22 protein-coding genes are annotated in these 22,400 nt (G+C 43.1%); 1 reads left to right on the top strand and 21 read right to left on the bottom strand.

Features of this window, described 5'->3' with window-relative positions; genetic code table 11:
* Positions 1-130: 130 nt before the first annotated feature.
* The 17 genes from ACLTWA_RS01105 to ACLTWA_RS01025 form a co-directional block, all read right to left on the bottom strand.
* Entirely contained in the window at positions 131-1,009 is an 879-nt protein-coding gene (locus ACLTWA_RS01105) for a lysozyme inhibitor LprI family protein (protein ID WP_412325713.1), read from the bottom strand.
* A gap of 128 nt (positions 1,010-1,137) precedes the next feature.
* On the bottom strand, positions 1,138-1,614 hold the full coding sequence (gene rnhA, locus ACLTWA_RS01100) for a ribonuclease HI (RefSeq protein ID WP_412325712.1): 477 nt from the start codon (positions 1,612-1,614) through the stop codon (positions 1,138-1,140).
* 15 nt (positions 1,615-1,629) lie between these two features.
* Complete coding sequence (locus tag ACLTWA_RS01095; protein ID WP_412325711.1) at positions 1,630-3,231, bottom strand: MBL fold metallo-hydrolase RNA specificity domain-containing protein; 1,602 nt, start codon at positions 3,229-3,231, stop codon at positions 1,630-1,632.
* Between the two features lie 44 nt (positions 3,232-3,275).
* Positions 3,276-4,751, bottom strand: coding sequence for a stage IV sporulation protein A (gene spoIVA / locus ACLTWA_RS01090; RefSeq protein ID WP_412325710.1), 1,476 nt, complete (start codon positions 4,749-4,751; stop codon positions 3,276-3,278).
* Between the two features lie 48 nt (positions 4,752-4,799).
* Positions 4,800-6,116: a helix-turn-helix domain-containing protein gene (locus ACLTWA_RS01085; RefSeq protein ID WP_412325709.1), complete on the bottom strand. Its 1,317-nt coding sequence runs from the start codon at positions 6,114-6,116 to the stop codon at positions 4,800-4,802.
* A gap of 1 nt (position 6,117) precedes the next feature.
* A complete protein-coding gene (locus ACLTWA_RS01080; protein ID WP_412325708.1) occupies positions 6,118-7,107 on the bottom strand; it encodes an ATP-binding cassette domain-containing protein in 990 nt (329 codons plus the stop codon).
* 26 nt (positions 7,108-7,133) lie between these two features.
* Positions 7,134-7,928 (bottom strand): ABC transporter permease, encoded by a 795-nt coding sequence (locus ACLTWA_RS01075; RefSeq protein WP_412325707.1) that lies wholly within the window; start codon positions 7,926-7,928, stop codon positions 7,134-7,136.
* 4 nt (positions 7,929-7,932) lie between these two features.
* Positions 7,933-8,712: an ABC transporter permease gene (locus tag ACLTWA_RS01070; protein WP_412325706.1), complete on the bottom strand. Its 780-nt coding sequence runs from the start codon at positions 8,710-8,712 to the stop codon at positions 7,933-7,935.
* A 185-nt stretch (positions 8,713-8,897) separates the two neighbouring features.
* Positions 8,898-9,608, bottom strand: coding sequence for an ABC transporter ATP-binding protein (locus tag ACLTWA_RS01065; protein WP_412325705.1), 711 nt, complete (start codon positions 9,606-9,608; stop codon positions 8,898-8,900).
* 13 nt (positions 9,609-9,621) lie between these two features.
* Entirely contained in the window at positions 9,622-10,380 is a 759-nt protein-coding gene (locus tag ACLTWA_RS01060; protein ID WP_412325704.1) for an ABC transporter ATP-binding protein, read from the bottom strand.
* Positions 10,381-10,382: 2 nt separating this feature from the next.
* A complete protein-coding gene (locus ACLTWA_RS01055; protein ID WP_412325703.1) occupies positions 10,383-11,459 on the bottom strand; it encodes a branched-chain amino acid ABC transporter permease in 1,077 nt (358 codons plus the stop codon).
* Between the two features lie 9 nt (positions 11,460-11,468).
* The gene (locus ACLTWA_RS01050) at positions 11,469-12,350 is read right to left on the bottom strand and encodes a branched-chain amino acid ABC transporter permease (RefSeq protein WP_412327152.1); all 882 of its coding nucleotides are present in this window, start codon (positions 12,348-12,350) and stop codon (positions 11,469-11,471) included.
* A gap of 99 nt (positions 12,351-12,449) precedes the next feature.
* Entirely contained in the window at positions 12,450-13,661 is a 1,212-nt protein-coding gene (locus ACLTWA_RS01045) for an ABC transporter substrate-binding protein (RefSeq protein ID WP_412325702.1), read from the bottom strand.
* Between the two features lie 133 nt (positions 13,662-13,794).
* Positions 13,795-14,805: an NAD(P)H-dependent glycerol-3-phosphate dehydrogenase gene (locus ACLTWA_RS01040; protein WP_412325701.1), complete on the bottom strand. Its 1,011-nt coding sequence runs from the start codon at positions 14,803-14,805 to the stop codon at positions 13,795-13,797.
* Positions 14,806-14,820: 15 nt separating this feature from the next.
* Positions 14,821-15,462: a glycerol-3-phosphate 1-O-acyltransferase PlsY gene (gene plsY, locus ACLTWA_RS01035; RefSeq protein ID WP_412325700.1), complete on the bottom strand. Its 642-nt coding sequence runs from the start codon at positions 15,460-15,462 to the stop codon at positions 14,821-14,823.
* A gap of 1 nt (position 15,463) precedes the next feature.
* Positions 15,464-16,792 (bottom strand): ribosome biogenesis GTPase Der, encoded by a 1,329-nt coding sequence (gene der / locus ACLTWA_RS01030; RefSeq protein ID WP_412325699.1) that lies wholly within the window; start codon positions 16,790-16,792, stop codon positions 15,464-15,466.
* A complete protein-coding gene (locus ACLTWA_RS01025) occupies positions 16,785-18,152 on the bottom strand; it encodes a DUF512 domain-containing protein (protein WP_412325698.1) in 1,368 nt (455 codons plus the stop codon). Before ACLTWA_RS01025 ends, der begins: the two co-directional genes overlap by 8 nt.
* Positions 18,153-18,352: 200 nt before the next feature.
* Between ACLTWA_RS01025 and ACLTWA_RS01020 the strand changes: the two genes are divergently transcribed.
* Entirely contained in the window at positions 18,353-19,531 is a 1,179-nt protein-coding gene (locus tag ACLTWA_RS01020; RefSeq protein ID WP_412325697.1) for a ribose-phosphate pyrophosphokinase, read from the top strand.
* A 44-nt stretch (positions 19,532-19,575) separates the two neighbouring features.
* Here the strand turns inward: ACLTWA_RS01020 and pgeF are convergent, their stop codons facing one another.
* The 4 genes from pgeF to ylqF form a co-directional block, all read right to left on the bottom strand.
* On the bottom strand, positions 19,576-20,466 hold the full coding sequence (pgeF, locus tag ACLTWA_RS01015; RefSeq protein WP_412325696.1) for a peptidoglycan editing factor PgeF: 891 nt from the start codon (positions 20,464-20,466) through the stop codon (positions 19,576-19,578).
* 13 nt (positions 20,467-20,479) lie between these two features.
* On the bottom strand, positions 20,480-20,824 hold the full coding sequence (locus tag ACLTWA_RS01010) for a YraN family protein (RefSeq protein WP_412325695.1): 345 nt from the start codon (positions 20,822-20,824) through the stop codon (positions 20,480-20,482).
* A gap of 20 nt (positions 20,825-20,844) precedes the next feature.
* Positions 20,845-21,486, bottom strand: coding sequence for a ribonuclease HII (locus ACLTWA_RS01005; RefSeq protein WP_412325694.1), 642 nt, complete (start codon positions 21,484-21,486; stop codon positions 20,845-20,847).
* Between the two features lie 68 nt (positions 21,487-21,554).
* Entirely contained in the window at positions 21,555-22,400 is an 846-nt protein-coding gene (ylqF, locus tag ACLTWA_RS01000) for a ribosome biogenesis GTPase YlqF (protein WP_412325693.1), read from the bottom strand.

Genomic DNA, 22,400 nt, shown 5'->3' with positions numbered 1-22,400 from the left:
TGACAAAGTGCCGGCACTGGCGGCATTCTTGCAATTTATCTTACTATCCTATCATATGGAATTTTATTTATCAAGATGTTCCAATGGAAATTTTTGCATCTCAATAAAGAAGTACGGCAAAAGCCGTACTTTATGGGTTACTTTCCTCAGAGAGAACATCTGCATATTCCTTTACCAGATCATAGGCTCTTGCTCTTGTGGACTCTGCAAGAGAAGCCGTATATTCCAGACCTTCCAGAGTCCCTCCGCTGTATTTTTTAGCCGCTTCCTCTGCTTTGGCATCCCTGCTTTTCATCCAGTCCTGCTGGGAGGCTTCCAGAGACTTTTTACCGTCATCGGAAAGCTTCTGGGCTATGGTTTCATAAATGGTGTTCTGCTCCAGATTCCATAGCTTTAATTCTTTATCTGCGAGGGCTTTCATGGAGTAGGTATTGGAATCTGCTGACTCTTCCCGGATTTTCCTGATTTGTTCATCCAGGTTTTCCAAGTGTTTTTGATAATAGGCCGCCCCTTTTGAAGGTGCTGGTGCATTGGATAACTTATATTTTTTTTCAGGTGCCTTGGGAGACATTACGGTTTCCTGCGCAGACTCTTCTACCGGGATTTCTGAAGCCGCCTGAGCAACCTGGGGGGCCCCATCTGCTGGTTCTGGGCTGTCAGCACTCTTCACCTGCATCTGCGCATCTGCTGCAGAGACTGTCTGCTCTGTGTTGCTGCTTCCTGCTTCCGTCACACTCCCTGCCGCTTTTTTTGGCATTGCCTTTTCTTCAGGAAGTTTGGTCTGTCCGCCTGTTGCTCTACTTTCTGCCGAAAACAATTTCTGTTCTTTGCTGTGATACTGCCCCTCCTCTGAGTCAGAAGGCAGTTCAGAGCTGGAAAGTATCTGATCATTATAAGAATCAGAAGTACTTTCTCTGCTGCTTATAAAACTGGTGGTCGCTAAAGTCATAAGCACTCCAATCACCAGTATCATTCCTATGACAATCCATATTCCTCTGCTTCTATTCATGAACGATCATCCTAATCTGATTTGATGAAGCTACCATATCACAAATAAAAAAGAAAGAAAATAGGAATTCGCATTTAGTAAGACATCGTAAGAGATATGTAAGTATTTGACATCCCATACGTTTGATGTTACAGGCCCTCATCGACTAAAAGATTCTCTCCATCAGCAGCACTTGTTGCCAGCAGATCGCACCGCTCATTCTGAGGGTGACCGGCATGTCCTTTTACCCAATGAAATGTCACCTGATGGGGTTCCTTGGCCTTTAATAACCTCTTCCACAGATCGATATTCTTTACCGGACCGCTTTTCCCCCTTTTCCAGTTGTTTTTGATCCAGTTATCAATCCAGTGCTGGTTAAATGCATCAATCACATATTTGGAATCAGAATAGAGTTCCACCTGGCATGGTCTTGTCAATGCCTCCAGACCTGCTATGGCTGCCATTAACTCCATTCGGTTATTGGTCGTCTTTACATACCCTGCTGAAATGGTTTTTTCATGGAGCTGCCCTTTGGAATCCGTAAATTGTAAAACCGCACCGTAGCCACCCGGTCCATCGGGGTTTCCTCTTGCAGCTCCGTCAGTAAATAATAGTACCTTTGTCACGTTCTCTTGTTCTCCTTATCTATCCCATTTATCACATAATGAATTAATTTGATCTGCAAATTTGGCAAGATCCTTGTTGGCACCGCCCTCATTATGGCGTATCACCTGCAAAAGCCTTTCTCCGGCGGAAAAAAGTCTTCCATAAACACCTGCCGGCTTCTTTTGAGGTTCCAATGCTCTGGCAGCTTCGATTCCTTCTGTTTTTTCAAGCCATCTTCCCCTTGAAAGGTCATACAGGGATCCTGAAAATGGAGCAGTTACCTGAAATCCATATTCATTTTCAAGAAGCTGTTCAAAAGAATCGCAAACCCGATTGTCACCGTGAACCAGAAATACTTCCCGTGGTTTTTCTTCAAATGCATTCAACCAGCCAATCAATCCTTCCATATCTGCATGGGAACTCATCCCGTCCATTCGTTCAATGCAGGCCTCAACCTGAATGGTCTCACCAAATAACCTGACTTCACCTGCACCGTCAATCAGACTTCTTCCAAACGTTCCAATGGACTGGTAGCCTGTAAAGACAACGGTGCACTCAGGCCTCCATAAATTATGTTTCAAATGATGCCGGATACGGCCAGCATCGCACATTCCCGCCGCTGATATAATTACCTTTGGCTTTGGATTAGAATTAATATATTTGGACTCTTCGCTGGTAACAGAAAGCTTAAGCCCCGGAAAAGAGATAGGGTTAATGCCTCTTAACACCAGCTCTTTTGTCTCGTTATCATAGCAGTCCACCAGATTATCTTTAAATACCTGGGTAGCCTCTACTGCAAGAGGACTGTCAACGTAAACTTCAAATCCGTCATGTCCTGTGACCCGCCCCTCCTCCTTCATACGGCGGAAAATATAAAGCAGCTCCTGGGTTCTCCCTACTGCAAACGCAGGAATTACCACATTGCCGCCTCTGTCCAGAGTTCTCTGGACAATTTGGGAAAGCACCGAAACATGATCGGGGATTGCCCCGTGCAACCGGTCCCCATACGTACATTCCATCACCACATAATCGGCCTCTTTAATATACTGAGGGTCGCGGATAAGAGGCTTGTTCCGATTGCCGATGTCACCAGAAAATACAATTTTTACAGAGCGCCCATCTTCGTTGATCCAGATTTCAATAGAAGCGGAACCAAGGAGGTGACCTACATCAATAAAACGAATGCTTAAACCATCGTCTAACTCTGCTTTTTCGTCATAAGCATAGGAACGAAACAGCTTAAGCACTCCTGTCACATCATTGATTCCATATAAGGGCTCTTCCTCGGGAAGCCCTGCCCTCCTTGCCTTGCGGTTTTTCCACTCCGTTTCAGCCTCCTGGATATGTGCACTGTCTTTTAGCATGATGCCGCACAAATCTGCGGTCGCCACAGTGGAGATCACCTGTCCCCGGAAGCCTCTGGCATAGATAAAGGGGAGCATACCTGCATGGTCAATATGCGCATGGGTTAAAAGAACATAATCAACCTCCGCATAGCTTACTGGCAGATCCGCATTCTGAAACCGATCAATTCCCTGCTCCATACCGCAGTCCACAAGGATTTTTAAACCTGCCGCTTCCAGATAATGACAGCTTCCGGTAACCTCATGGGCTGCGCCAATGAACATCAATTTCATATGAGCCCTCCATCTGTATCTTTTTTTTGTATTATACCATTAATTTAGATAATAATGCAAATCATACCGCCATTACTATCATTAATAATTTTTTGGAGGGTATCCTGAAGCTTTAACTGACAGTCTTCCGTAAGCTGAGACACTTTTGCCTGTATGCCGTCTTCTACAATCTGCTCGATGGATTTTCCGAAGATATTGGTATTCCAGATTCCTTCTTCACTGTCCCTTGCATTTTCTTTAATATAAGCGATCAAATCCTCTGCCTGCTGTTCACTTCCTACGATCGGAGCAATTTCCGTCTGGATGTGGGCTTTGATCAGATTAATGGACGGAGCTTCCGCACGCATTTTTACTCCGTATTTGTTCCCATGTTTAATTACTTCCGGTTCGTCTAACATGATTTCAGACCGTTCCGGCGTCACTACGCCATACCCTTTTAATCTTACCTGGCTCATGGCCTGGTTCACCTTTTCATACTCGGCTTTCATCTTGGCAAGCTCACTCAATGTCTGCATGAGCTGATATTCTCCCTCGATGGGAAGGCCAACGTAGTCGCTTAAAATCTGATAATAATAACTGTCATCTACATCCATGCCTACTGCCACACTGCCGTCTGCCATATTCATATTCTGTACTTTGATGGAACGAATGCTTTCGGCAGCGCCGTCGTATAAGTCAGAAGCAACATCCTTCATATGGGTTACTTTCTTCACCATATTCTTGGCAGCATCAATCACCTGAGCTTTCAGCCAGTGAGTTGCAGGAAGAATTTCGAGCCATTTGGGAATGAAGAAATCCATTTCAGTCACAGGAAATTCTTTTAATACCCGTTCCATAATGTTATTGACATCCTCTTTCTTTAATTGCTCACAGTTTACCGGCAGAACGGTTACGCCGTATTTCTGGTTCATTTCCTTTGAAAGTGCTGTGGTCTCATCGGAGTATGGTTTTGCAGAATTAAGAAGAATGATAAACGGTTTCCCCAGATTTTTCAACTCCTGGACGGTGCGTTCCTCAGCTGCTATGTAATTGGCACGTTTCAGTTCACCGATGGAACCATCTGTAGAAATGACGACTCCAATGGTAGAATGGTCGTTGATAACTTTTCTGGTTCCGATTTCCGCAGCTTTGGTAAATGGAATCTCATAATCAAACCAGGGCGTTTTTACAAGGCGTTCCTCGTCATTTTCAATATGTCCGGCGGCTCCGTCTACCATAAAGCCAACGCAGTCAATCAAACGGACCTTTGCTTCAATTTCTTCTCCCAGACGAATGGTAGCTGCTTCCTTGGGAATGAATTTAGGCTCTGTAGTCATAATGGTTTTACCTGCCGCACTTTGGGGCAGTTCGTCCCTTGTCTGATTTTTCTGGTGTTCATCTTCCATGCCCGGCAAAACCATTAATTCCATGAAACGCTTAATAAAAGTTGATTTACCAGTTCTTACGGGTCCAACCACTCCGATGTAGATTTCACCGTTGGTTCGGGCTTTAATATCATTGTATACGTTATAATTGTCCATAAAGATTCCCCCTTCTGTGCTGTTACACTATATGCGGAGGAGAAAAGATTATTCCCTTTTATTTTCAATCATGGCTCTGATCAATTTTCCTTTTGTCTGTATAAAACGGTATTTTTCTTTTGAGATATAGCCTTCATAAAGTGCCTCTTTTAATTCTCCCTCATTCAGTGTAAGAATCCTTCCATCAGATGTTTTTACCACTTCCAGATGCAGCAGTGTATAGGACACATCATGGTCCCCGCAGGCACTTAAGTTTCTTATTATATAGTAATGTTCTCTAATAACTGTTCCTGCATCATCGAAGACAGTTTTTATATACCAGTCATGTCCCTCCGGAAAAAACATTTCATAACCGGAACCGGTAGTTTTCCACCGGATGGGCGGTGTTTCTTCATCAAGAGAAAAAACAAATTCCGTCTGTTCTTTAGGAACCCTCACCATCAGTCCCTGTTGTCCCTTAAAGGAGCATTGAAAGGCATTTGCTGCAAATCCCTGGTAAAGGCCTGATTCTTCCTCATACCGGATCCGATAATGATCGCTGCCATCCAGACCCGTGAAACTTCTTGAAAGTCTTTGATGGGCTTTTGCAATGATTTCATTCAGTTGGTCAAACAACCCATCCTCGGTCAATCCCTTGAAAGGTAAAAATTGAATTCCCGCAAACATGGACAAAGGAATTTCATCTTCTTTATAAAGAAAAGTTCTTCCGTTTAAGGAGAGAACGGAAAGCACCGCCTGATACACAGATTCATAATCTGCCGTTCCAAACGTTACCGCGAATTTATCTCCGGCAATTCGGTATAGCCTGGCACCATCCCCCATGTGCTTTTCAATTCTCTGAAGCGCCTTTAAGGCCGCAGTCTCTCCGGAGGCTCTGCCATAGCAGGTCTTTATAAAGCGAATGCTGATAATATCAAAGCAAGCCACAATACACCCTTCCCGGCCTTTCAGTTCGTCCATAAGCGGAGATAGGTCAAATCGTCTGCGGAACACTTTACACACATCATAATAAAATTCCTGCCGGGGAAACAGTTGATAAAAATGCCGGTGTTTCCGGTACACACCTGGTGTTTCTTCCCAAATCTTATTGAACGCTCTGGTAAAAACCTCCTGAGATCCAAATCCAAAATCATATGCCACAGTACAAACGGTCTTACTGGTACTGATTAATTCTCCGGCAGCTTCTGTAATTTTTCTTCTATTCACATAATCCATCATTCCAAATTGGAATACTTTTCGGAACAGATATTTTAAATTGGATACGGAATAATTGCATGAGCCAGCAATATCTTCTGCTGTAATGGCATCTTTTAAATGCTTTTCCACGTAATGAATTGCATCATTTAATATGTAGAAACTTTCCATGTCATTCTCCTGATGGATCCGATGTATATAATCTTCGCACAATTTCATCAATTTCCGGCTTTTTTATTATAATATCCGTCACTTCATAAGAGGCTGATATTCTATTTAAAAGCATGTTAATGGATACCTTAGAGGCCGATATCTGATACGTATGGCAAAAAGGCTGATCCACTGTCATACTGATACCCGGTATTGATAATATCTCCCGGCATTGGGAAAAGGTAACTACTACATAATACTGTCCCGTCCCCTGGGCTTTGAATTCATCTATGGACTTGTCAAGCATTAATTTTCCATGATCAATCATTAGGATCCTGTCACAGATTTCTTCAATATCAACCATATCATGGGTCGTTAATAAAACGGTAGTCCTTTTTTCTCTGTTCAGCTGCCGGATAAACTTACGGATCTTATCTTTTACCACCACATCAAGTCCAATGGTCGGTTCATCTAAATAAAGAATGGCCGGGTCATGAAGAAGGGCAACCGCTAATTCTGCCCTCATCTTCTGCCCCAGACTGAGCTGCCGTACCGGTTTTTTTAAAAAAGGCTGCATCTCCAGCATTTCTACAAACATGTCCACGTTTTTTCTAAAGGCTTTTATTTCCACTTTATACATTCTTTGATACAGCTCAAAGGTATCTTCCATGGGCAGATCCCAGTTTAACTGTGAGCGCTGTCCAAACACGACTCCAATATTCCCGGCATTCTGTTTTCTTTTTTCCCACGGCACAATTCCTCCGGTAAGAATGTTCCCGGACGAAGGTACCAGTATTCCGGATAGCATTTTTATGGTGGTGGATTTACCTGCTCCATTGGGGCCGATATAGCCAACCAGCTCTCCTTTCTCAATGGAAAAGGAAAGGTCATCCACTGCTTTTTTTATATCATAATCCCTTTTTAGTAAAGTATAAAGGGCATCTTTAACCCCTTTTGGCCTTCTAAAGCTTTTAAATTCCCTTGTTATGTGATTAACCTCTATGTATGCCATGGATTTTTCTCTCCAATCAATCGATTTTAAGAACCTGTGCTTTGATACGCATGAAGTCCCTTAAGCCAGAATAGATATGCTCCGGTGAAAGCACAAAGGCCAACCAGAGGCGTTAAATACTGAAACCAGGGGGCAAACATCCCTTCCTCCCTATTAAGAAAATATTGTACCGGATAAAAATTAATAAATCCATAAGGAAGCAGAACGGTCAGAAATGCCTGGATTCCCCTATTATAGATGGACAGCGGGTATTTTAGAAACTCTGTCAGATTTTTATAAAACAGGCGGTAAAGACCATCACTCTTATAAAACCAGAAGGCAGGCACCGTAGTAACCATAAACCCCGAAGCCTGTATCAGCGATGCACCCAAAATATCAAAAAACATCCAGATCATTCCAGACAGAGTTAAGGAAATTTCCAACCTTTCTATACAGAAGACAATGATCCCAAGAGCAATCACATAATTACTGGTATAACCGGCACTGATTCTCGTGCATACAAGATACACAAAAGTATTCACCGGCTTTGTCAAGATGCCATCAAGCTCTCCCTGTCGAATAATTCCTGGCAGATTACCAAACCCGCCCATACAAAAAGTACCTGCAATGGAATAGGATAACACCTCAAATCCATACAAAAGAAGAACTTCATAGATTCCCCACCCTCCAATCGTGTGAAACTTTTTAAGAAGTACTAAAAGCATGATAAAACCGGTGGACCAGCCAAGGATCTTTGCAACCATACGCATAAAATACTGTCCCCGGTACTCCAGCTGTGTAAAAAAGGCGATCTTGGCAAAAGCAGTATACAAACTTAGCATGTTTTTAACCTCCCTGAATTTCAATGCTGTTTTTTATACATTTCCATAGACGGTTTTCCAGCAAGGACAGGACCAACAGCCACAGAATCTGCAGAAAAAGAATCCATACAATTTCTTTTCCCTTCGCCTGTCCCAGCCACACCATAACAGGTTCAAAAACGACAAAACGGAAGGGAAGCATATGGCTGACGTTTCTAAGCCATTCCGGATAAAACCAGAGAGGAATTTCAATGCCGGAAAATAAAACAAACAATGCATCCGTAATCATCCGTGTATAGGTCCCGTCTTTCATCCAAAAAACAAGGAGTCCAATGGTATATTGAATATAAAACATTATTACCACCCCTAAAACCAGGCATAAAAGAGAGGGAACAGCAGTTTTCACTTGCAAAAGAGGCAGTTTCCAGATTAGCCATGAAAAAACCGCAATAAATATACCCTCAAATAAAAAATGAAACAGATTTTCACCAATTTGTTGAAAAAAACAATACCATTTCAGAGAAACAGGACGAATCAGGTCTACGGCTATCATTCCTGATCTCACCCGCTCAGAAAGATTTGCTGCCACACGGGAATTGGTCAAAATTAAAATCAGTGACGCTGCTACAGAATAGGAAGCCAGCGAACGATAATCTGCCATATCTTTCGTTCCTGCCTGAATAAGTGCCTTCCAGATACATATTTTTATATATATCCTCAGCCAGTCCCCTATGATCTGGAACAGCAGATTCCATTTAAACTGTATTTGCTGTTTAAAGCTGCATTTTACCAGTGCCCAATACATTGCTATCTCCCCTGTCCGTAAAACTGTTTTGTTTGTTATTTTACCATAGATAGGTAAACTATTCTTGATTATATGGACAAAAAATCAAATTTGTACAACAAAAAATCCCTGTACCTTGCAGTAAAGTTTTTAACAAACTGCAAGGTACAGGGAACTGAATATTCCAATTTAAATCCAGATAGTTTTTATTCACTTAAATAAGCCTTCTTCACAGAGTCGTTATTCATAAGTTCCTTGGCATCACCGCTTAATACAATATCTCCTGTTTCCAGAACATAAGCGCGGTTTGCAATGGACAAGGCCTTTTTCGCATTCTGTTCCACCAATAATACCGTTGTTCCTGACTTATTGATTTCCTGAATAATATCAAAGATCTCACTTACGTAAATCGGAGAAAGTCCCATAGACGGTTCATCCAGCACAATTACTTTCGGATGGCTCATCAGTGCCCGTCCCATAGCTAACATCTGCTGTTCTCCGCCGCTCAAGGTTCCTGCCGGCTGGTTCTTTCGTTCCAGAAGCCTTGGAAAACGCTTGTAGATCATCTGCAGAGTTTCTTCGATTTCATTTTTATCCCGTCTTGTATAAGCACCGAGTTTTAAATTCTCGTAAACACTTAACGCCGCAAACACACGGCGTCCCTCCGGAACATGAGCCATTCCCATCCCGACAATTTTATCTCCACGTATCTTTGTAATATCGTGTCCGTCAAACTGAATGGTACCGGAAGCCGCTTTTAAAAGGCCGGTGATGGTATGGAGAGTCGTTGTCTTTCCTGCGCCGTTGGCACCGATCAAAGCAACAATCTCACCTTCGTTCACTTCAAAGGAAATATCTTTAAGCGCCTTAATAACGCCGTAATATACTTCCAGATTTTTCACTTCAAGTATTGCCATGTCTTAAGCCTCCTTATTCTCCCAAATATGCCTTGATGACTTCCGGGTCATTTAACACATCTGCTGTTTTTCCCTGCGTAAGAACCTGGCCGAAATTCAGAACCGTCAGCCGCTCGCAGATGCCGGAGACAAGCTTCATATCATGTTCAATCAACAAAATCGTCATTTCAAAATTATCCCGGACAAAGCGGATGGTATCCATAAGCTCCGTGGTTTCATTGGGATTCATTCCTGCCGCAGGCTCATCAAGAAGCAAAAGCTTGGGTCCGGTGGCAAGAGCGCGGGCAATTTCCAGCTTTCTCTGCTTTCCATATGGAAGATTGGAGGCAAGAATGTCTTTTTCCTTATCCAGATCAAAGACTTTCAAAAGCTCAATGGCTTTTTCATCCATCTCCTTTTCCACTTTATAATAATTCGGCAAGCGGAGAATGCCCGCTAATGTGGAATAAGTATTCTGATTATGAAGTCCGGTTTTTACATTATCCAGTACCGTCAATTCCTTAAATAAACGGATATTCTGAAACGTTCTGGCAATTCCGGACCTGTTGATATCCACCGTTTTTTTACCTGTAATATTTTCCCCATCCAGAAAAATGGTTCCGGCGTTGGGTTTGTATACACCGGTCAAAAGGTTAAAGATGGTAGTCTTACCTGCTCCATTAGGACCAATGAGACCATATAACTGACCTTTTTCAATGGTAATACTGAAATTATCTACGGCACGCAATCCACCGAAGGAGATTCCAAGATTTTTAATTTCCAGCAAAGCCATGGTTACACCCTCTCTCTTTCTGTCCTGTTCTTATGAAAATAACGCTTTCTGAAGTCAATGAGCTTGGGACTCCAGTTGAATATCATCATGACAATGAGAACGATGGCGTAAATAAGCATACGATAGGTATTCAAACCTCTTAGCAATTCCGGAAGCAAGGTGAGAATCACTGCAGCGATCATGGACCCACGGATATTACCAATACCGCCAAGAACAACAAACACAAGGATCATAATGGACTGGTTATAACCGAAATTCTTCTGGGTTGCAGTAAGAGATGATAAGTTATGGGAATACAGGACTCCCGCAACTCCTGCCAGTGAAGCAGATATGGTAAATGCCATCAGTTTATATTTTGTGATGTTAATACCAATGGATTCTGCCGCAATACGGTTATCACGAACAGACATAATTGCACGCCCGGACCTGGAGTGAATCAGATTAAGGACAATAAATAAAGTGACCAGAATCAGAATCACACCAATCAGAAAGGTAGAGTCCTTTGGAGTTCCGGTAATTCCCTGAGCACCGTTCAGGATTACGGAACCATCCTCGTCAAGGTTCAGTGCCATGGCATTTTTCATAGAAAAATGAAGGCCGCTGGAATCTTTCCCGATATAGATAACATTCACAACATTTTTAATAATTTCACCAAACGCCAGAGTAACGATAGCCAGATAATCGCCCCGCAGCCTTAATACCGGAATTCCTACAATAATGCCAGCGGCTGCAGCGGCTGCAGCTCCAATAAGGATTGCAAGAAAAAAGCGAACACCTGTATTTGGTATGATCTCAAGCATGGAAATGGAAAACAGGGAACTGGAAAATGCGCCTACACACATAAAACCGGCATGTCCCAGACTAAGCTCTCCAAGAATTCCCACAGTTAAATTTAATGAAATTGCCATGATTGAATAAATACACAGCGGAACCAGCAGCCCTTTCATCAGACTGCTTACCTGACCTGTATTTAAAAGGATCTGTACAATAATAAACGCTGCAATCACGATTCCATAAGTGATGATATTACTTTTTAAAGTTTTACTCAGACGAAAACCTGTTTTTATACTCTTTTCCATATGTTCCACCTATACTTTCTCGCTGATCTTCTTGCCTAATATTCCAGTCGGCTTTACAAGAAGAACAACAATAAGAACTGCAAATACGATGGCATCAGACAGCTGGGAAGAGATATACGCTTTGCTCAGATTTTCAATGACTCCCAGCAAAAGTCCTCCGATTAAAGCTCCCGGTATTGAACCGATTCCACCGAATACAGCGGCTACGAATGCCTTAATTCCCGGCATGGATCCGGTATAAGGTGTTAAAGTCGGGTATGCAGAACACAAAAGCGCACCTGCAATGGCTGCCAGTGCGGAGCCTATTGCAAAAGTAAGTGCAATGGTACCGTCCACATTAATTCCCATTAACTGTGCTGCCCCTTTATCTTCTGATACTGCTAACATGGCCTGGCCGGCTCTCGTTTTTTTAATAAAGGCGGTCAAGCCGATCATAATCACGACACAGCTGATGATTGTTACAATTGTCTCACCGGAAATGGTCATTTTTCCATCCGCCAGTTTCAGTGCCGGAATCGTAACGACTGATGTAAAGGACTTCGGATTGGAACCAAAAACAAGCAGTGCGATGTTTTGAAGCAGGTAGCTCACACCGATTGCTGTAATCAGAACTGCAAGGGGACTTGCCATACGCAAAGGGCGATAAGCGACACCCTCAATGACCACGCCCAATACAGTACATAAGATAACCGCAAGGAGAACGCCGGCAACCGGGCCTAAGCCCATCGTGCTGACGACAGTGAACACCACGTATCCCCCAATCATAATTACATCGCCATGAGCAAAATTCAGCATCTTGGCAATGCCATATACCATGGTATATCCTAAAGCAATGATTGCATAAACACTGCCCAGGCTTAAACCATTAATAAAATAGGATATGAAACTCATCATACCAACGCACCTCATTCGTCGTTTATTTTAAAAAAGAGGGTCGTCCCTTGGACGACCCTCCATTGGGTCATTTACCAAATGATATTCATTTCGTAATTACATTGCCGTATAAACACCATTTACAATCTTAACTGCCTTAGGAGCTTTCTCCGGTTCTCCGTCAGCTGTCCATGTCATATTTTCACCGGTCAAACCATTGATGGTGATTTCTGTCATGGATTTCTTTAAAGCATCACAGATCGCAGATGCATCCATATCCGGTGTTAAAGCAGATTTCTCAGCAGCCGCTTTGATTGCATAAATAGCATCATAAGCATCAGCTGCGAACTGGTTTGGTGTTTCTTTGTATTTTTCTTTGTAGGAAGCTACAAACTTCTGAGTCAGCTCATCTTCTGCATCAGCTGCAAATGGTGTCAGAAGCATAACATTCTCAGCTAAAGATGTATCGAAATTTTCAACATTTAATAATCCGTCAAGTCCGTCACAGCCAAAGAATGTGGTCTCAAAGCCCATCTGTTTTGCCTGAGCAAGAATGAGTGCTGCCTGAGAATAATAAATTGGAAGGAATACCAGCTCAGCACCGGAATCCTGTGCTTTCTGAAGCTGTACGGAGAAGTTGGTGTTGTTATCAGCTGTAAAAGCTTCATCAGCAACTACTTCAATTCCCTGGCCTTCTGCTTCAGAAATAAATTTATCATGGATACCTGTAGAATAAACGTCAGAACTGTCATAAATTACAGCAACTTTGGTCGCCAGTTTGTTTTCTCCGATATACTGTGCAGATGCAGCACCCTGATTCGGGTCAGAGAAGCATACACGGAACTGATTTTCAAATTTTGTACAGTCTACAGCAGATCCGGAAGGAGTCAGCTGGAACATATTATCATTGCTGGACTCTGCACCGACTGCAATACATGGAGCAGATGTAACTGTACCAACCAGCATCTGCATTCCCCAGTCTTTTAAGGTATTATAAGCATTGACCGCTTTCTCTGTATCCCCTTCATCATCCTGGAAATTATAATCGATCTGAGCACCGTTGATTCCGCCGGCTGCATTGATCTCGTTGATTGCCAGTTCCGCACCGTTCATAACTGCCTGTCCGTAAATTGCCGTGCTTCCGGTGATCGGGCCAATACCGCCAATCTTAAAGAAACCTTCACCAGATGCCTCTGTCTTTTCTCCTGATGCCGTTGACTCAGCAGCGGATGTAGACGGGTCTGAAGCCGTTTTACCGCAAGCAGTCAATGATGCTGTCATAGCTACTGCCATGGTAACGCTCAATAACTTCTTCATAGATTTTTTCATAATCCATTCCTCCTCATGAAATGTTTTAATATATACAGCACCTCTGACTATATATACATAGTCTTTATAATAGAATGGCTTTAAAAAAATGTCAACTGCTTTTGTTTTAAATATAAAAAAAATCAGTATCCCCTTATTTTTCCCAAGGGAGGTCAGAACTCTCGATGGTTTTATCCCGAAGCATCAGATCCTTTACTGCATCAGAAGCGGATTTTCCATTGAATAAAACTTCATTTACCTGTTCTACAATGGGCATGGAAACATCATATTTCTTTGATAATGCAAGGGCTGCTTTTGCGGAATAAACGCCCTCCACCACCATCTTGACTTCCTGGGCCGCCTCTTCCATGGTCTTACCCTGGCCGATCAAAATACCGGCTCTCCGGTTCCTGCTGTGCATACTGGCACAGGTGACAATTAAATCACCGATTCCGGAAAGCCCGCAAAAAGTCTGGAACTTACCGCCCATGGCAGTCCCAAGCCTGGAAATCTCTGTGATTCCTCTCGTGATCAGGGCAGCTTTTGTATTGTCTCCATATCCAAGTCCGTCGGCAATACCCGCAGCAAGAGCAATAACATTTTTAAGAGAACCGCCGATTTCAATTCCCTGGATATCCGGGCTTGTGTAAACGCGGAAAACCTCATTCATAAATATTCCCTGAATGTATTCAGCTGTCTTTCTGGTACGGGCACCTGCAACACAGGTGGTAGGCAGGCCTTTGCTCACCTCTTCCGCATGGCTGGGACCGGATAATACAGCAACATCTGCCATCGGAAGTTCTTCCTCTAAAATCTCAGAAAGCGTCATAAGGGTGGTCTCTTCAATCCCTTTTGCAACATTGACCACCACCTGGCCATACCTGCAAAACGGACGCATCTTCTGTGCCGTAGGCCGAACATAAATGGACGGGACTGCTGTTACCAGCATGTCTTGTCCTGTCATGGCTTCCTTAAGACTGTCTGTAAAGATCATGTCATCTGGAAGAACCAGTTCCGGCAGTGTATGATGCCTTCGGGTGGTCTTCATCTCAGCGATCTCATCGGGAAGCGCCGACCATACCGTCACCTCGTTCCTATTATTATATAGAAGAGATGCCAAAGCAATACCCCAACTCCCTGATCCGATTATTCCAATTTTTGCCATATCCTTCACCTCATTTTATTTTTTTCCAAAGCTCATAGAGATTTTATTCTCTGTACCACGGACAAGACGACCGATATTGGCCCGATGACGCCAGAATGCCAATCCACTTATAACTGCTGTCATTATGTAAAATTCCGGCAGCAATTTCCTGTCCAGTCCGTATGCCCCCATCCCTGCAAACAGGAGCAGCCAGGCAAATAGTATGACAGCAACCACCAAAGATCCCAGGGAAACGTATCTGGTGATTCCAACGATCAGTATAAATGCAATGATACACAAAAGCGTCATTCTTAAATCTAAGGCTACAATCAGGCCGGCAGTTGCCGCAATCCCCTTTCCGCCTTTAAAATTTAAGTAAAAAGGGTAATTATGGCCTAAAATCACTCCTAAGCCAGTATACAAAATCATAAGGTATTCCATCTCCGGCCTGTCATGGAATATGGCGCGGACCAACAGACAGGGCAGCAATGACTTTAAAAAATCTCCAAAAAATACAATTGCTCCTGCCTTTGCCCCCATAACCCGCAGGGCATTGGTGGTACCGGTATTTCCGCTTCCGTAATTGCGGATATCGATCTCATGGGTTTTTCCATAAAAATAGCCGGACTGAATTAAACCGAGCAGATAACCGGCCACAAGACAGATGATTCTTTCCATACTACTGTTCCTTTCCGCTTCTTTCTCTGTAAATAAATTTCAGGGACGTTCCCTTAAAGCCAAACGCATCACGGATCCTGTTTTCAAGGTATCTTGTATAGGAGAAATGCGTCAGTTCTTTATCATTGACAAAGATTACAAAAGTAGGAGGTTTTACGGCGACCTGAGTAATATAGTAGAGCCTCAGACGCTTGCCTTTATCAGACGGCGGCTGCTGGAGAGCCACAGCTTCTGTCATGATCTCATTCAATACTCCGGTAGCGACCCTGAGTGTCTGGTTTTCCCTTACCATATCAATCAGTTCAAAAAGCTTATTCATTCTCTGGCCGGTTTTCGCAGAGATAAATGCAAACTCTGCATAAGGCATAAAGGACAGCGTATTCTTGATTTTATTGGTATATTCATAAATAGTCTTGTCATTTTTTTCGATGGCATCCCATTTATTAACTGCTACAATGATCCCTTTTCCCCGCTCGTGGGCAATGCCGGCAATCTTGGCATCCTGTTCTGTTACACCTTCCTCTGCATCAATCACCACAACCACCACATCCGCACGTTCAACGGCTGTAACCGTTCTGATAATACTGTAACGCTCCAGTTCTTCTTTGATCTTGCTTTTCCGCCTTAAACCGGCAGTATCAATAAATACATATTCCGTACCGTCATGAATGATCTCCGTATCCACCGCATCTCTTGTGGTTCCTGCGATATTTGATACAATGACACGGTTTTCTCCTAAAAGCTGGTTTATGATCGAGGACTTTCCTACATTCGGCTTTCCTACAATGGCAATTCTTGGACGGTCATCTTCCTCCTCGCCCTCCTCAGCTGCACCAAAATACTTGATCACTTCATCCAGAAGTTCTCCAAGCCCAAGTCTGGAGGCTGCAGATACGGGAACAGGATCACCAATTCCTAAATTGTAAAACTCATACACATCGTTGCCGAATTTCTGAAAACTGTCTACTTTATTCACTGCAAGAACCACAGGTTTTTTTGACTTCCTTAATATATCTGCAACTTTGGAATCGGAATCCACCAGTCCCTGACGTACATCCACAATGAAAACGATGACATCTGCGGTGGCAATGGCAATTTCAGCCTGTTCTCTCATTTGTGACAGAATGATATCCTTGCTGTCCGGCTCAATACCCCCTGTATCAATCAGCGTAAAATTCCGGTCAAGCCAGGTACAGTCGGCATAAATACGGTCTCTGGTAACTCCTGGCGTATCCTTAACAATAGAAATGGTATCGCCGGCTAAAACATTAAACAGCGTAGACTTTCCTACATTCGGGCGGCCTACGATGGCAACTACTGGTTTACTCATATATTATCTCCTTTAATTCATATCCCTCATAAGAAGCATCATTTTCTTTTACCGGCCCTAAAACTGCCTGTACAAAATCCTGACCGCTTGATTTTACAATATCTACCTGTACTTGTAAAGCATTTTGTACATCGGTTCTTGTTACGTCATCAAGAAAAACCTCTTCCCCGCTGCGGAACATACACTCAGGAAGCAGAAGTCTGCTGCCAAGCCTCTTCCCTTTCAGCTGACTGATCAGGTCCTGACCGGTGATCAGTCCGGCAACCGTAATCTGCTCTCCGAAAAACACATTGGTAATCGAATAAACATGGACGGTCCGGCCGGGAAACTTTTTCATGATTCTATTTGCATGTTCCTCAATATAGGGCGCTGCCAGCTTGCCTGTTGCAATGGATATTTCCTCTGACTTACTGTCTCCTTCCAGCTTTGCAAGAGCAGCAAGTACTTCCTCCTCCAGAAGCCGGATCATTCCAACCCCATTTTCCAACTGTATATAACCGTCATACTGTTTTCCCTCCGGCAGCGGCAGCTCCGCCAAAATATAAAACTCATCACTTGCATGGATAAAATGACTGCCGTGAGTCTTATAAAGCTTTGTCTGCCACCGTTCTACGATTTCCAGAACACTTCTTGCATCTTCTTTATTTAATGCCTCCAGGGGGTACAATCCCTCCCGGTACTTGGAAACGCCTACCGGCACAATAGATACACTTTCCATGTACGGAAGATACTCAGACAAATCCTTTATGGTCCGCTCCAGCTCTTTCCCGTCATTGACGCCTTTGCAGAGCACGATCTGCCCGTTCATGTGAATTCCAGCTTCATAAAGCTGACGAATCTTTTGCAGCGCTTCTCCGGCAAAACGGTTATGAAGCATCTTGCATCTTAACGCCGGATTGGTGGTATGCACGGATATATTAATGGGCGCCAGTTTAAATTCTATGATTCGTTTGATATCATGATCGCTCATATTGGTAAGAGTTACATAATTTCCCTGTAAAAAGGAAAGTCTGGAATCATCATCCTTAAAATAGAGAGTTTCCCTCATTCCAGGAGGCATCTGATCAATAAAACAGAAAATACAGTTGTTCCGGCAGGAGCGGTATTCACTCATCAGACCGTTTTCAAAGGTTATCCCCAGGTCCTCATATTCATTTTCTATTTCAAGCTCCCATTCTTCGCCGTTCTTTTTTCTCACGACCATTAAAATGGATTCGCTGTTTATATAATATTCATAATCAAAAATGTCTTCCAGCACCTTGCCGTCTATGGATAAAACAGCATCTCCCGGCTCCAGTTCCAGCTGTTCCGCAATGGAACCTGGATCAACACTTTTAATAATATGTCCTCTTTCGCTCATCTTATTTTACCTTTCTGTAACTATCTAATATATCATAACAAGATTGTTTCTCTTTGTAAAGGAAGCGTTCTTTGTTTTTTTCACAAAAATTTAGCAAAGACTATTGACGCATTCTGTCATTCAATGGTATAAAAAGGGGTAGATTAGAGAACAGGCAGTTTTACAGCTGGCTGTTCATTCATTATGGAGGAATCTTTGTCATGGCAAATGATTATGTATTTAAAGACCAGCTGCCTGTTGCGCCCTTAAAGATTGCAGCACTGGAAAGCTGCAGGGAACTGGCTGAAAAAGTAAATGACCACATTGTTGGTTTCCGCAGAAATGATATTGAGGAATTAAAGCGCAGACAGGCGGATCTCCACTACCGCGGATACGATGTCAATTCCTATCTTCTTGACTGTGAATGCCCTCGCTTTGGAAGCGGAGAGGCGAAAGGGATTATCAAAGAATCTGTCCGGGGTACAGATACCTTTGCAATGGTGGATGTTACCAACTACAGCATTCCCTATACGGTTAATGGCTACACCAACCATATGTCACCAGATGATCATTTCCAGGATTTAAAGCGAATTCTCGGTGCCTGCTGTGCGACTTCCCACAGGGTAAGTGTTATCATGCCTTTCTTATATGAAAGCCGTCAGCATAAAAGAACGAAAAGAGAATCCTTAGATTGTGCTATGGCATTAAAGGAGCTGATTCATATGGGCGTCAGCAATATCATTACCTTTGACGCTCACGACCCAAGAGTCCAGAATGCCATTCCCTTAAGCGGATTTGATAATTTCATGCCAACCTATCAGTTTATCAAGGCAGTACTCAGGCAGTACCCGGATTTAAAGATCGACAAAGAGAACATGATGGTTATCAGTCCTGATGAAGGTGCCATGGACCGCGCCGTGTACCTCGCCAACAACTTAAGCGTTGATATGGGTATGTTCTATAAAAGAAGAGATTACTCCAAAGTAATAGACGGACGCAATCCAATCGTTGCCCACGAATTTCTGGGCTCCTCCGTGGAAGGCAAGACAGTTTTGATCGTAGATGATATGATCTCCTCCGGGGAAAGCATGCTGGATACTGCCAAGGAATTAAAGGAACGCAAGGCCGATCGGGTGATTGTATGCTGTACCTTTGGACTCTTTACCAATGGCCTGGACAAGTTTGATGATTATTATAAAAATGGTTATATTGACCGGGTGGTTACAACCAACTTAAATTACCGTCCCAAGGAATTATTTGAAAGGGAATGGTATGTGGAGGCTGATATCAGCAAATATATCGCTGCAATCGTGAATTCATTAAATCACGATGTACCGATCAGTACGGCTCTTAATTCCACAGAAAAAATACAGAATCTTTTAAAAAAATACAGGGCTTAAGGGCCTGGGAATATTGGCTGCAGTTTATGAGAACGTAAAAACACTCATTGGCTGCAGTCATTTTCATTTAACCGGCCCTTTTCTTCTGATAATGATAGAAATGCGGCAAGATTTCCTCTCTCATTGCCTGTTGTCCTGTGGGAGAACAGATAATCAGAGTTGCAATGTGTACAAATATCTGTAATCTGTATATGTTCCTTTCTCAGCCCGGCTTTTAAAAGTATGATTTCATTTGCCTTCCAAAGATCCAGTAAATACTTTCCGTTCTCCTTTTCAGTTAAAATCTCCTGCCAATATTTTTCTTCAAAGCTCTTTTTAAATTCTTCTGCCACTTCACTTCCCACTTCATAGCATGCTCCGCAGATACTTGGCCCAATGCAGGCAATCAAATCTTCTGCTTTGGTTCCAAAGGACTCTTCCATCCTTTTTACGGTTACTTCCCCCATGTGTTTTACGGTCCCCCGCCATCCGGAATGACTGAGCCCAATCGCTTTATGGACAGGATCCAGAAAATAAAGAGGAACACAATCCGCGTAAAACGTGACGAGAGTAATTCCCGGAACATTGGTGATTAATCCGTCCACGTCCTTGTATTCCCGTTCCTTCGTAATTCCCTTACCTGCATCAGACTCCGTTACCCGTCTGACATTCGTGGTGTGCGTCTGATAGGACAACACCATTTTCTCTGCATCTACCCCCAGGGCTTTTGCCATGCGCCGGTAGTTTTCACGAACGTGCCCGGGATTGTCTCCCCGGGTAAAAGTAAAGTTCATGGTAGCAAACTTTCCCTGGCTGACGCCTCCCATTTTTGTGGAGAATCCATGTTTTACAAGACCGGTTTCCTCCAAAATAGGAAAGGAGAGATACGGCACTTCTTCCACCGTTTTAAATCTAAGGATTTTACTGTCTCCTGCCCGTTTCCATATATCCTTCATCCGTTTACCTCCATTAAAATGCATCTTTAATCAGTCTGATTTCCTTACCCAGAATAGCCACCACATCAAAGCGGCAGGCGATATCTTCATCAAGCTGGTGGCGATATAAATATCCCCTGGCACCATTCCGGATCCTCGTCTGTTTTCTTTTATCCACAGCTTCCGCCGGATCTCCTTTTGATAAATTATTCCGGTACTTCACCTCAACAAAAACCAGTTCTCTTCCATCCTTTGCAATGATATCAACTTCCCCAAGTCTATCCCGGTAATTGCGTTCCAATATTATATAGCCAGAGTTCTGCAAATAAGAAGCTGCCATATTCTCATATTCATTCCCTATCTCTCTGGTGCTCTTCAAGGTTTTCCGCCTCTCCTTAATTAATTTACAAAATTTTTTATAAAGCTCCGTCTATGGATGGGACAGGGCCCAAGCTCCTTTAATGCACGGATATGCGCTGCCGTCCCATAACCCTTATGTTTGGCAAAGCCATATTGGGGAAATAATGTATCGTACTCTTCCATCATATGATCCCTTGTAACTTTTGCCATAATGCTTGCTGCTGCAATGGATACGCTTTTTCCATCTCCTTTGATGATTGGAACCTGTTCTATGGAGATTCCAGGTATGGTAACCGCATCATTTAACAAAACGTGGGGCTGTGTGCCTAACCTTTCAATTGCCTGCCTCATGGCCTCATAAGTGGCCTGCAGAATATTAATTTCATCAATTCTGTCAGGCCCGATCACACCAACTGCAAAAGCGGTTGCTTTTTCCTGAATCTCCAAAAATAACGCTTCCCGCTTTTTTTCTGACAGCTTTTTAGAATCATTTAAGTATAGTATTTCACAATTTCTCGGCAGTATAACTGCACCAGCCACGACAGGACCTGCCAACGGTCCTCTTCCGGCTTCATCGATTCCGCAGATCATTACATGCTCCTGATACTGATATTCATATTCCTTCATCTTCTCCAGGCGTGCCTGCTCTGACCTCAGTTTTTCTTCTGTTAATTTTCTCATTTTTTCTGCTTCTGCTCCTTGATGAAAAAACAGGGCTGCTCATAAAGAGCCGCCCATGTATTTTTATTTTACTCTTTGGAAGGGGTTTCCAAGGTCATTTTGCCAAGTTTCCCGCTTCTGAAATCATCAATCAACAAATTGGAAGCCTTAATAATATCCAGCTCTCCGCCTTTTGCGAGACAGGACCTGGCTCTTGCCACCTCTTCCAATACATGAAACTCATCTTGCGTTTCTATGCTATACCGTTCCTTAAGTACCTTGGGATAATATTTTACGAGAAAACGGATGAGCTCCATTGCAAGTTCATCTTTATTTAATATCTCATCATTAATAGATCCGATTAAAGCCAGCTTAACCCCTACCTGCTGATCTTCAAATCTTGGCCAGAGAATTCCAGGAGTATCAAGCAGCTCCAGACTCTTATTGAGGCGGATCCACTGGTTGCCTTTGGTCACTCCGGGCTTATTCCCTGTCTTTGCACATGCTTTACCGGCAAAGGAGTTAATAAATGTGGATTTTCCTACGTTTGGAATCCCTACTACCATGGCCCGTACCGGACGGTTTAAAATCCCCCGTCTTCGATCCCTCTCAATCTTTTCTTTACAGGCTATCTGTACCACATTATTGATCTGTTTCAGACCGGAACCACTTTTTGAATTCACCTTTACCACGTGGCAGCCCTGGGCTTCAAAATATTCAGTCCATGCACCGTTTAAACGTTCATCAGAAAGATCGGATTTATTTAACAGGACCATCCGCGCTTTCCCTGCTCCCAAATCATCTATATCCGGATTCCGGCTGCTTAAGGGAACTCTCGCATCTACCAGTTCTATAATCAAATCAATTAATTTGATATCTTCTTTCATAGCCCTCTTGGCTTTTGTCATGTGACCTGGATACCATTGTATATTCAT

Source organism: Lacrimispora sp. (assembly GCF_046972725.1).
In the GTDB taxonomy this organism is placed as follows: Bacteria; Bacillota; Clostridia; order Lachnospirales; family Lachnospiraceae; genus Lacrimispora.
Note: the sequence above shows the minus strand (reverse complement) of the source record. Positions and strands in the feature narration are given on the sequence as shown.

Excerpts from the sequence above, each read along its gene's own strand:
- ACLTWA_RS01020 (WP_412325697.1), top strand. The coding sequence starts at position 18,353 with ATGGCAAATGATTATGTATTTAAAGACCAGCTGCCTGTTGCGCCCTTA.
- ACLTWA_RS01095 (WP_412325711.1), bottom strand. The coding sequence starts at position 3,231 with ATGAAATTGATGTTCATTGGCGCAGCCCATGAGGTTACCGGAAGCTGT.
- ylqF (WP_412325693.1), bottom strand. The coding sequence starts at position 22,400 with ATGAATATACAATGGTATCCAGGTCACATGACAAAAGCCAAGAGGGCT.
- ACLTWA_RS01070 (WP_412325706.1), bottom strand. The coding sequence starts at position 8,712 with ATGTATTGGGCACTGGTAAAATGCAGCTTTAAACAGCAAATACAGTTT.
- ACLTWA_RS01040 (WP_412325701.1), bottom strand. The coding sequence starts at position 14,805 with ATGGCAAAAATTGGAATAATCGGATCAGGGAGTTGGGGTATTGCTTTG.
- ACLTWA_RS01025 (WP_412325698.1), bottom strand. The coding sequence starts at position 18,152 with ATGAGCGAAAGAGGACATATTATTAAAAGTGTTGATCCAGGTTCCATT.
- ACLTWA_RS01050 (WP_412327152.1), bottom strand. The coding sequence starts at position 12,350 with ATGAGTTTCATATCCTATTTTATTAATGGTTTAAGCCTGGGCAGTGTT.
- ACLTWA_RS01065 (WP_412325705.1), bottom strand. The coding sequence starts at position 9,608 with ATGGCAATACTTGAAGTGAAAAATCTGGAAGTATATTACGGCGTTATT.
- ACLTWA_RS01045 (WP_412325702.1), bottom strand. The coding sequence starts at position 13,661 with ATGAAAAAATCTATGAAGAAGTTATTGAGCGTTACCATGGCAGTAGCT.
- ACLTWA_RS01085 (WP_412325709.1), bottom strand. The coding sequence starts at position 6,116 with ATGGAAAGTTTCTACATATTAAATGATGCAATTCATTACGTGGAAAAG.
- ACLTWA_RS01055 (WP_412325703.1), bottom strand. The coding sequence starts at position 11,459 with ATGGAAAAGAGTATAAAAACAGGTTTTCGTCTGAGTAAAACTTTAAAA.
- der (WP_412325699.1), bottom strand. The coding sequence starts at position 16,792 with ATGAGTAAACCAGTAGTTGCCATCGTAGGCCGCCCGAATGTAGGAAAG.
- ACLTWA_RS01005 (WP_412325694.1), bottom strand. The coding sequence starts at position 21,486 with ATGAGAAAATTAACAGAAGAAAAACTGAGGTCAGAGCAGGCACGCCTG.
- ACLTWA_RS01060 (WP_412325704.1), bottom strand. The coding sequence starts at position 10,380 with ATGGCTTTGCTGGAAATTAAAAATCTTGGAATCTCCTTCGGTGGATTG.
- pgeF (WP_412325696.1), bottom strand. The coding sequence starts at position 20,466 with ATGAAGGATATATGGAAACGGGCAGGAGACAGTAAAATCCTTAGATTT.
- plsY (WP_412325700.1), bottom strand. The coding sequence starts at position 15,462 with ATGGAAAGAATCATCTGTCTTGTGGCCGGTTATCTGCTCGGTTTAATT.
- spoIVA (WP_412325710.1), bottom strand. The coding sequence starts at position 4,751 with ATGGACAATTATAACGTATACAATGATATTAAAGCCCGAACCAACGGT.
- ACLTWA_RS01105 (WP_412325713.1), bottom strand. The coding sequence starts at position 1,009 with ATGAATAGAAGCAGAGGAATATGGATTGTCATAGGAATGATACTGGTG.
- ACLTWA_RS01080 (WP_412325708.1), bottom strand. The coding sequence starts at position 7,107 with ATGGCATACATAGAGGTTAATCACATAACAAGGGAATTTAAAAGCTTT.
- ACLTWA_RS01075 (WP_412325707.1), bottom strand. The coding sequence starts at position 7,928 with ATGCTAAGTTTGTATACTGCTTTTGCCAAGATCGCCTTTTTTACACAG.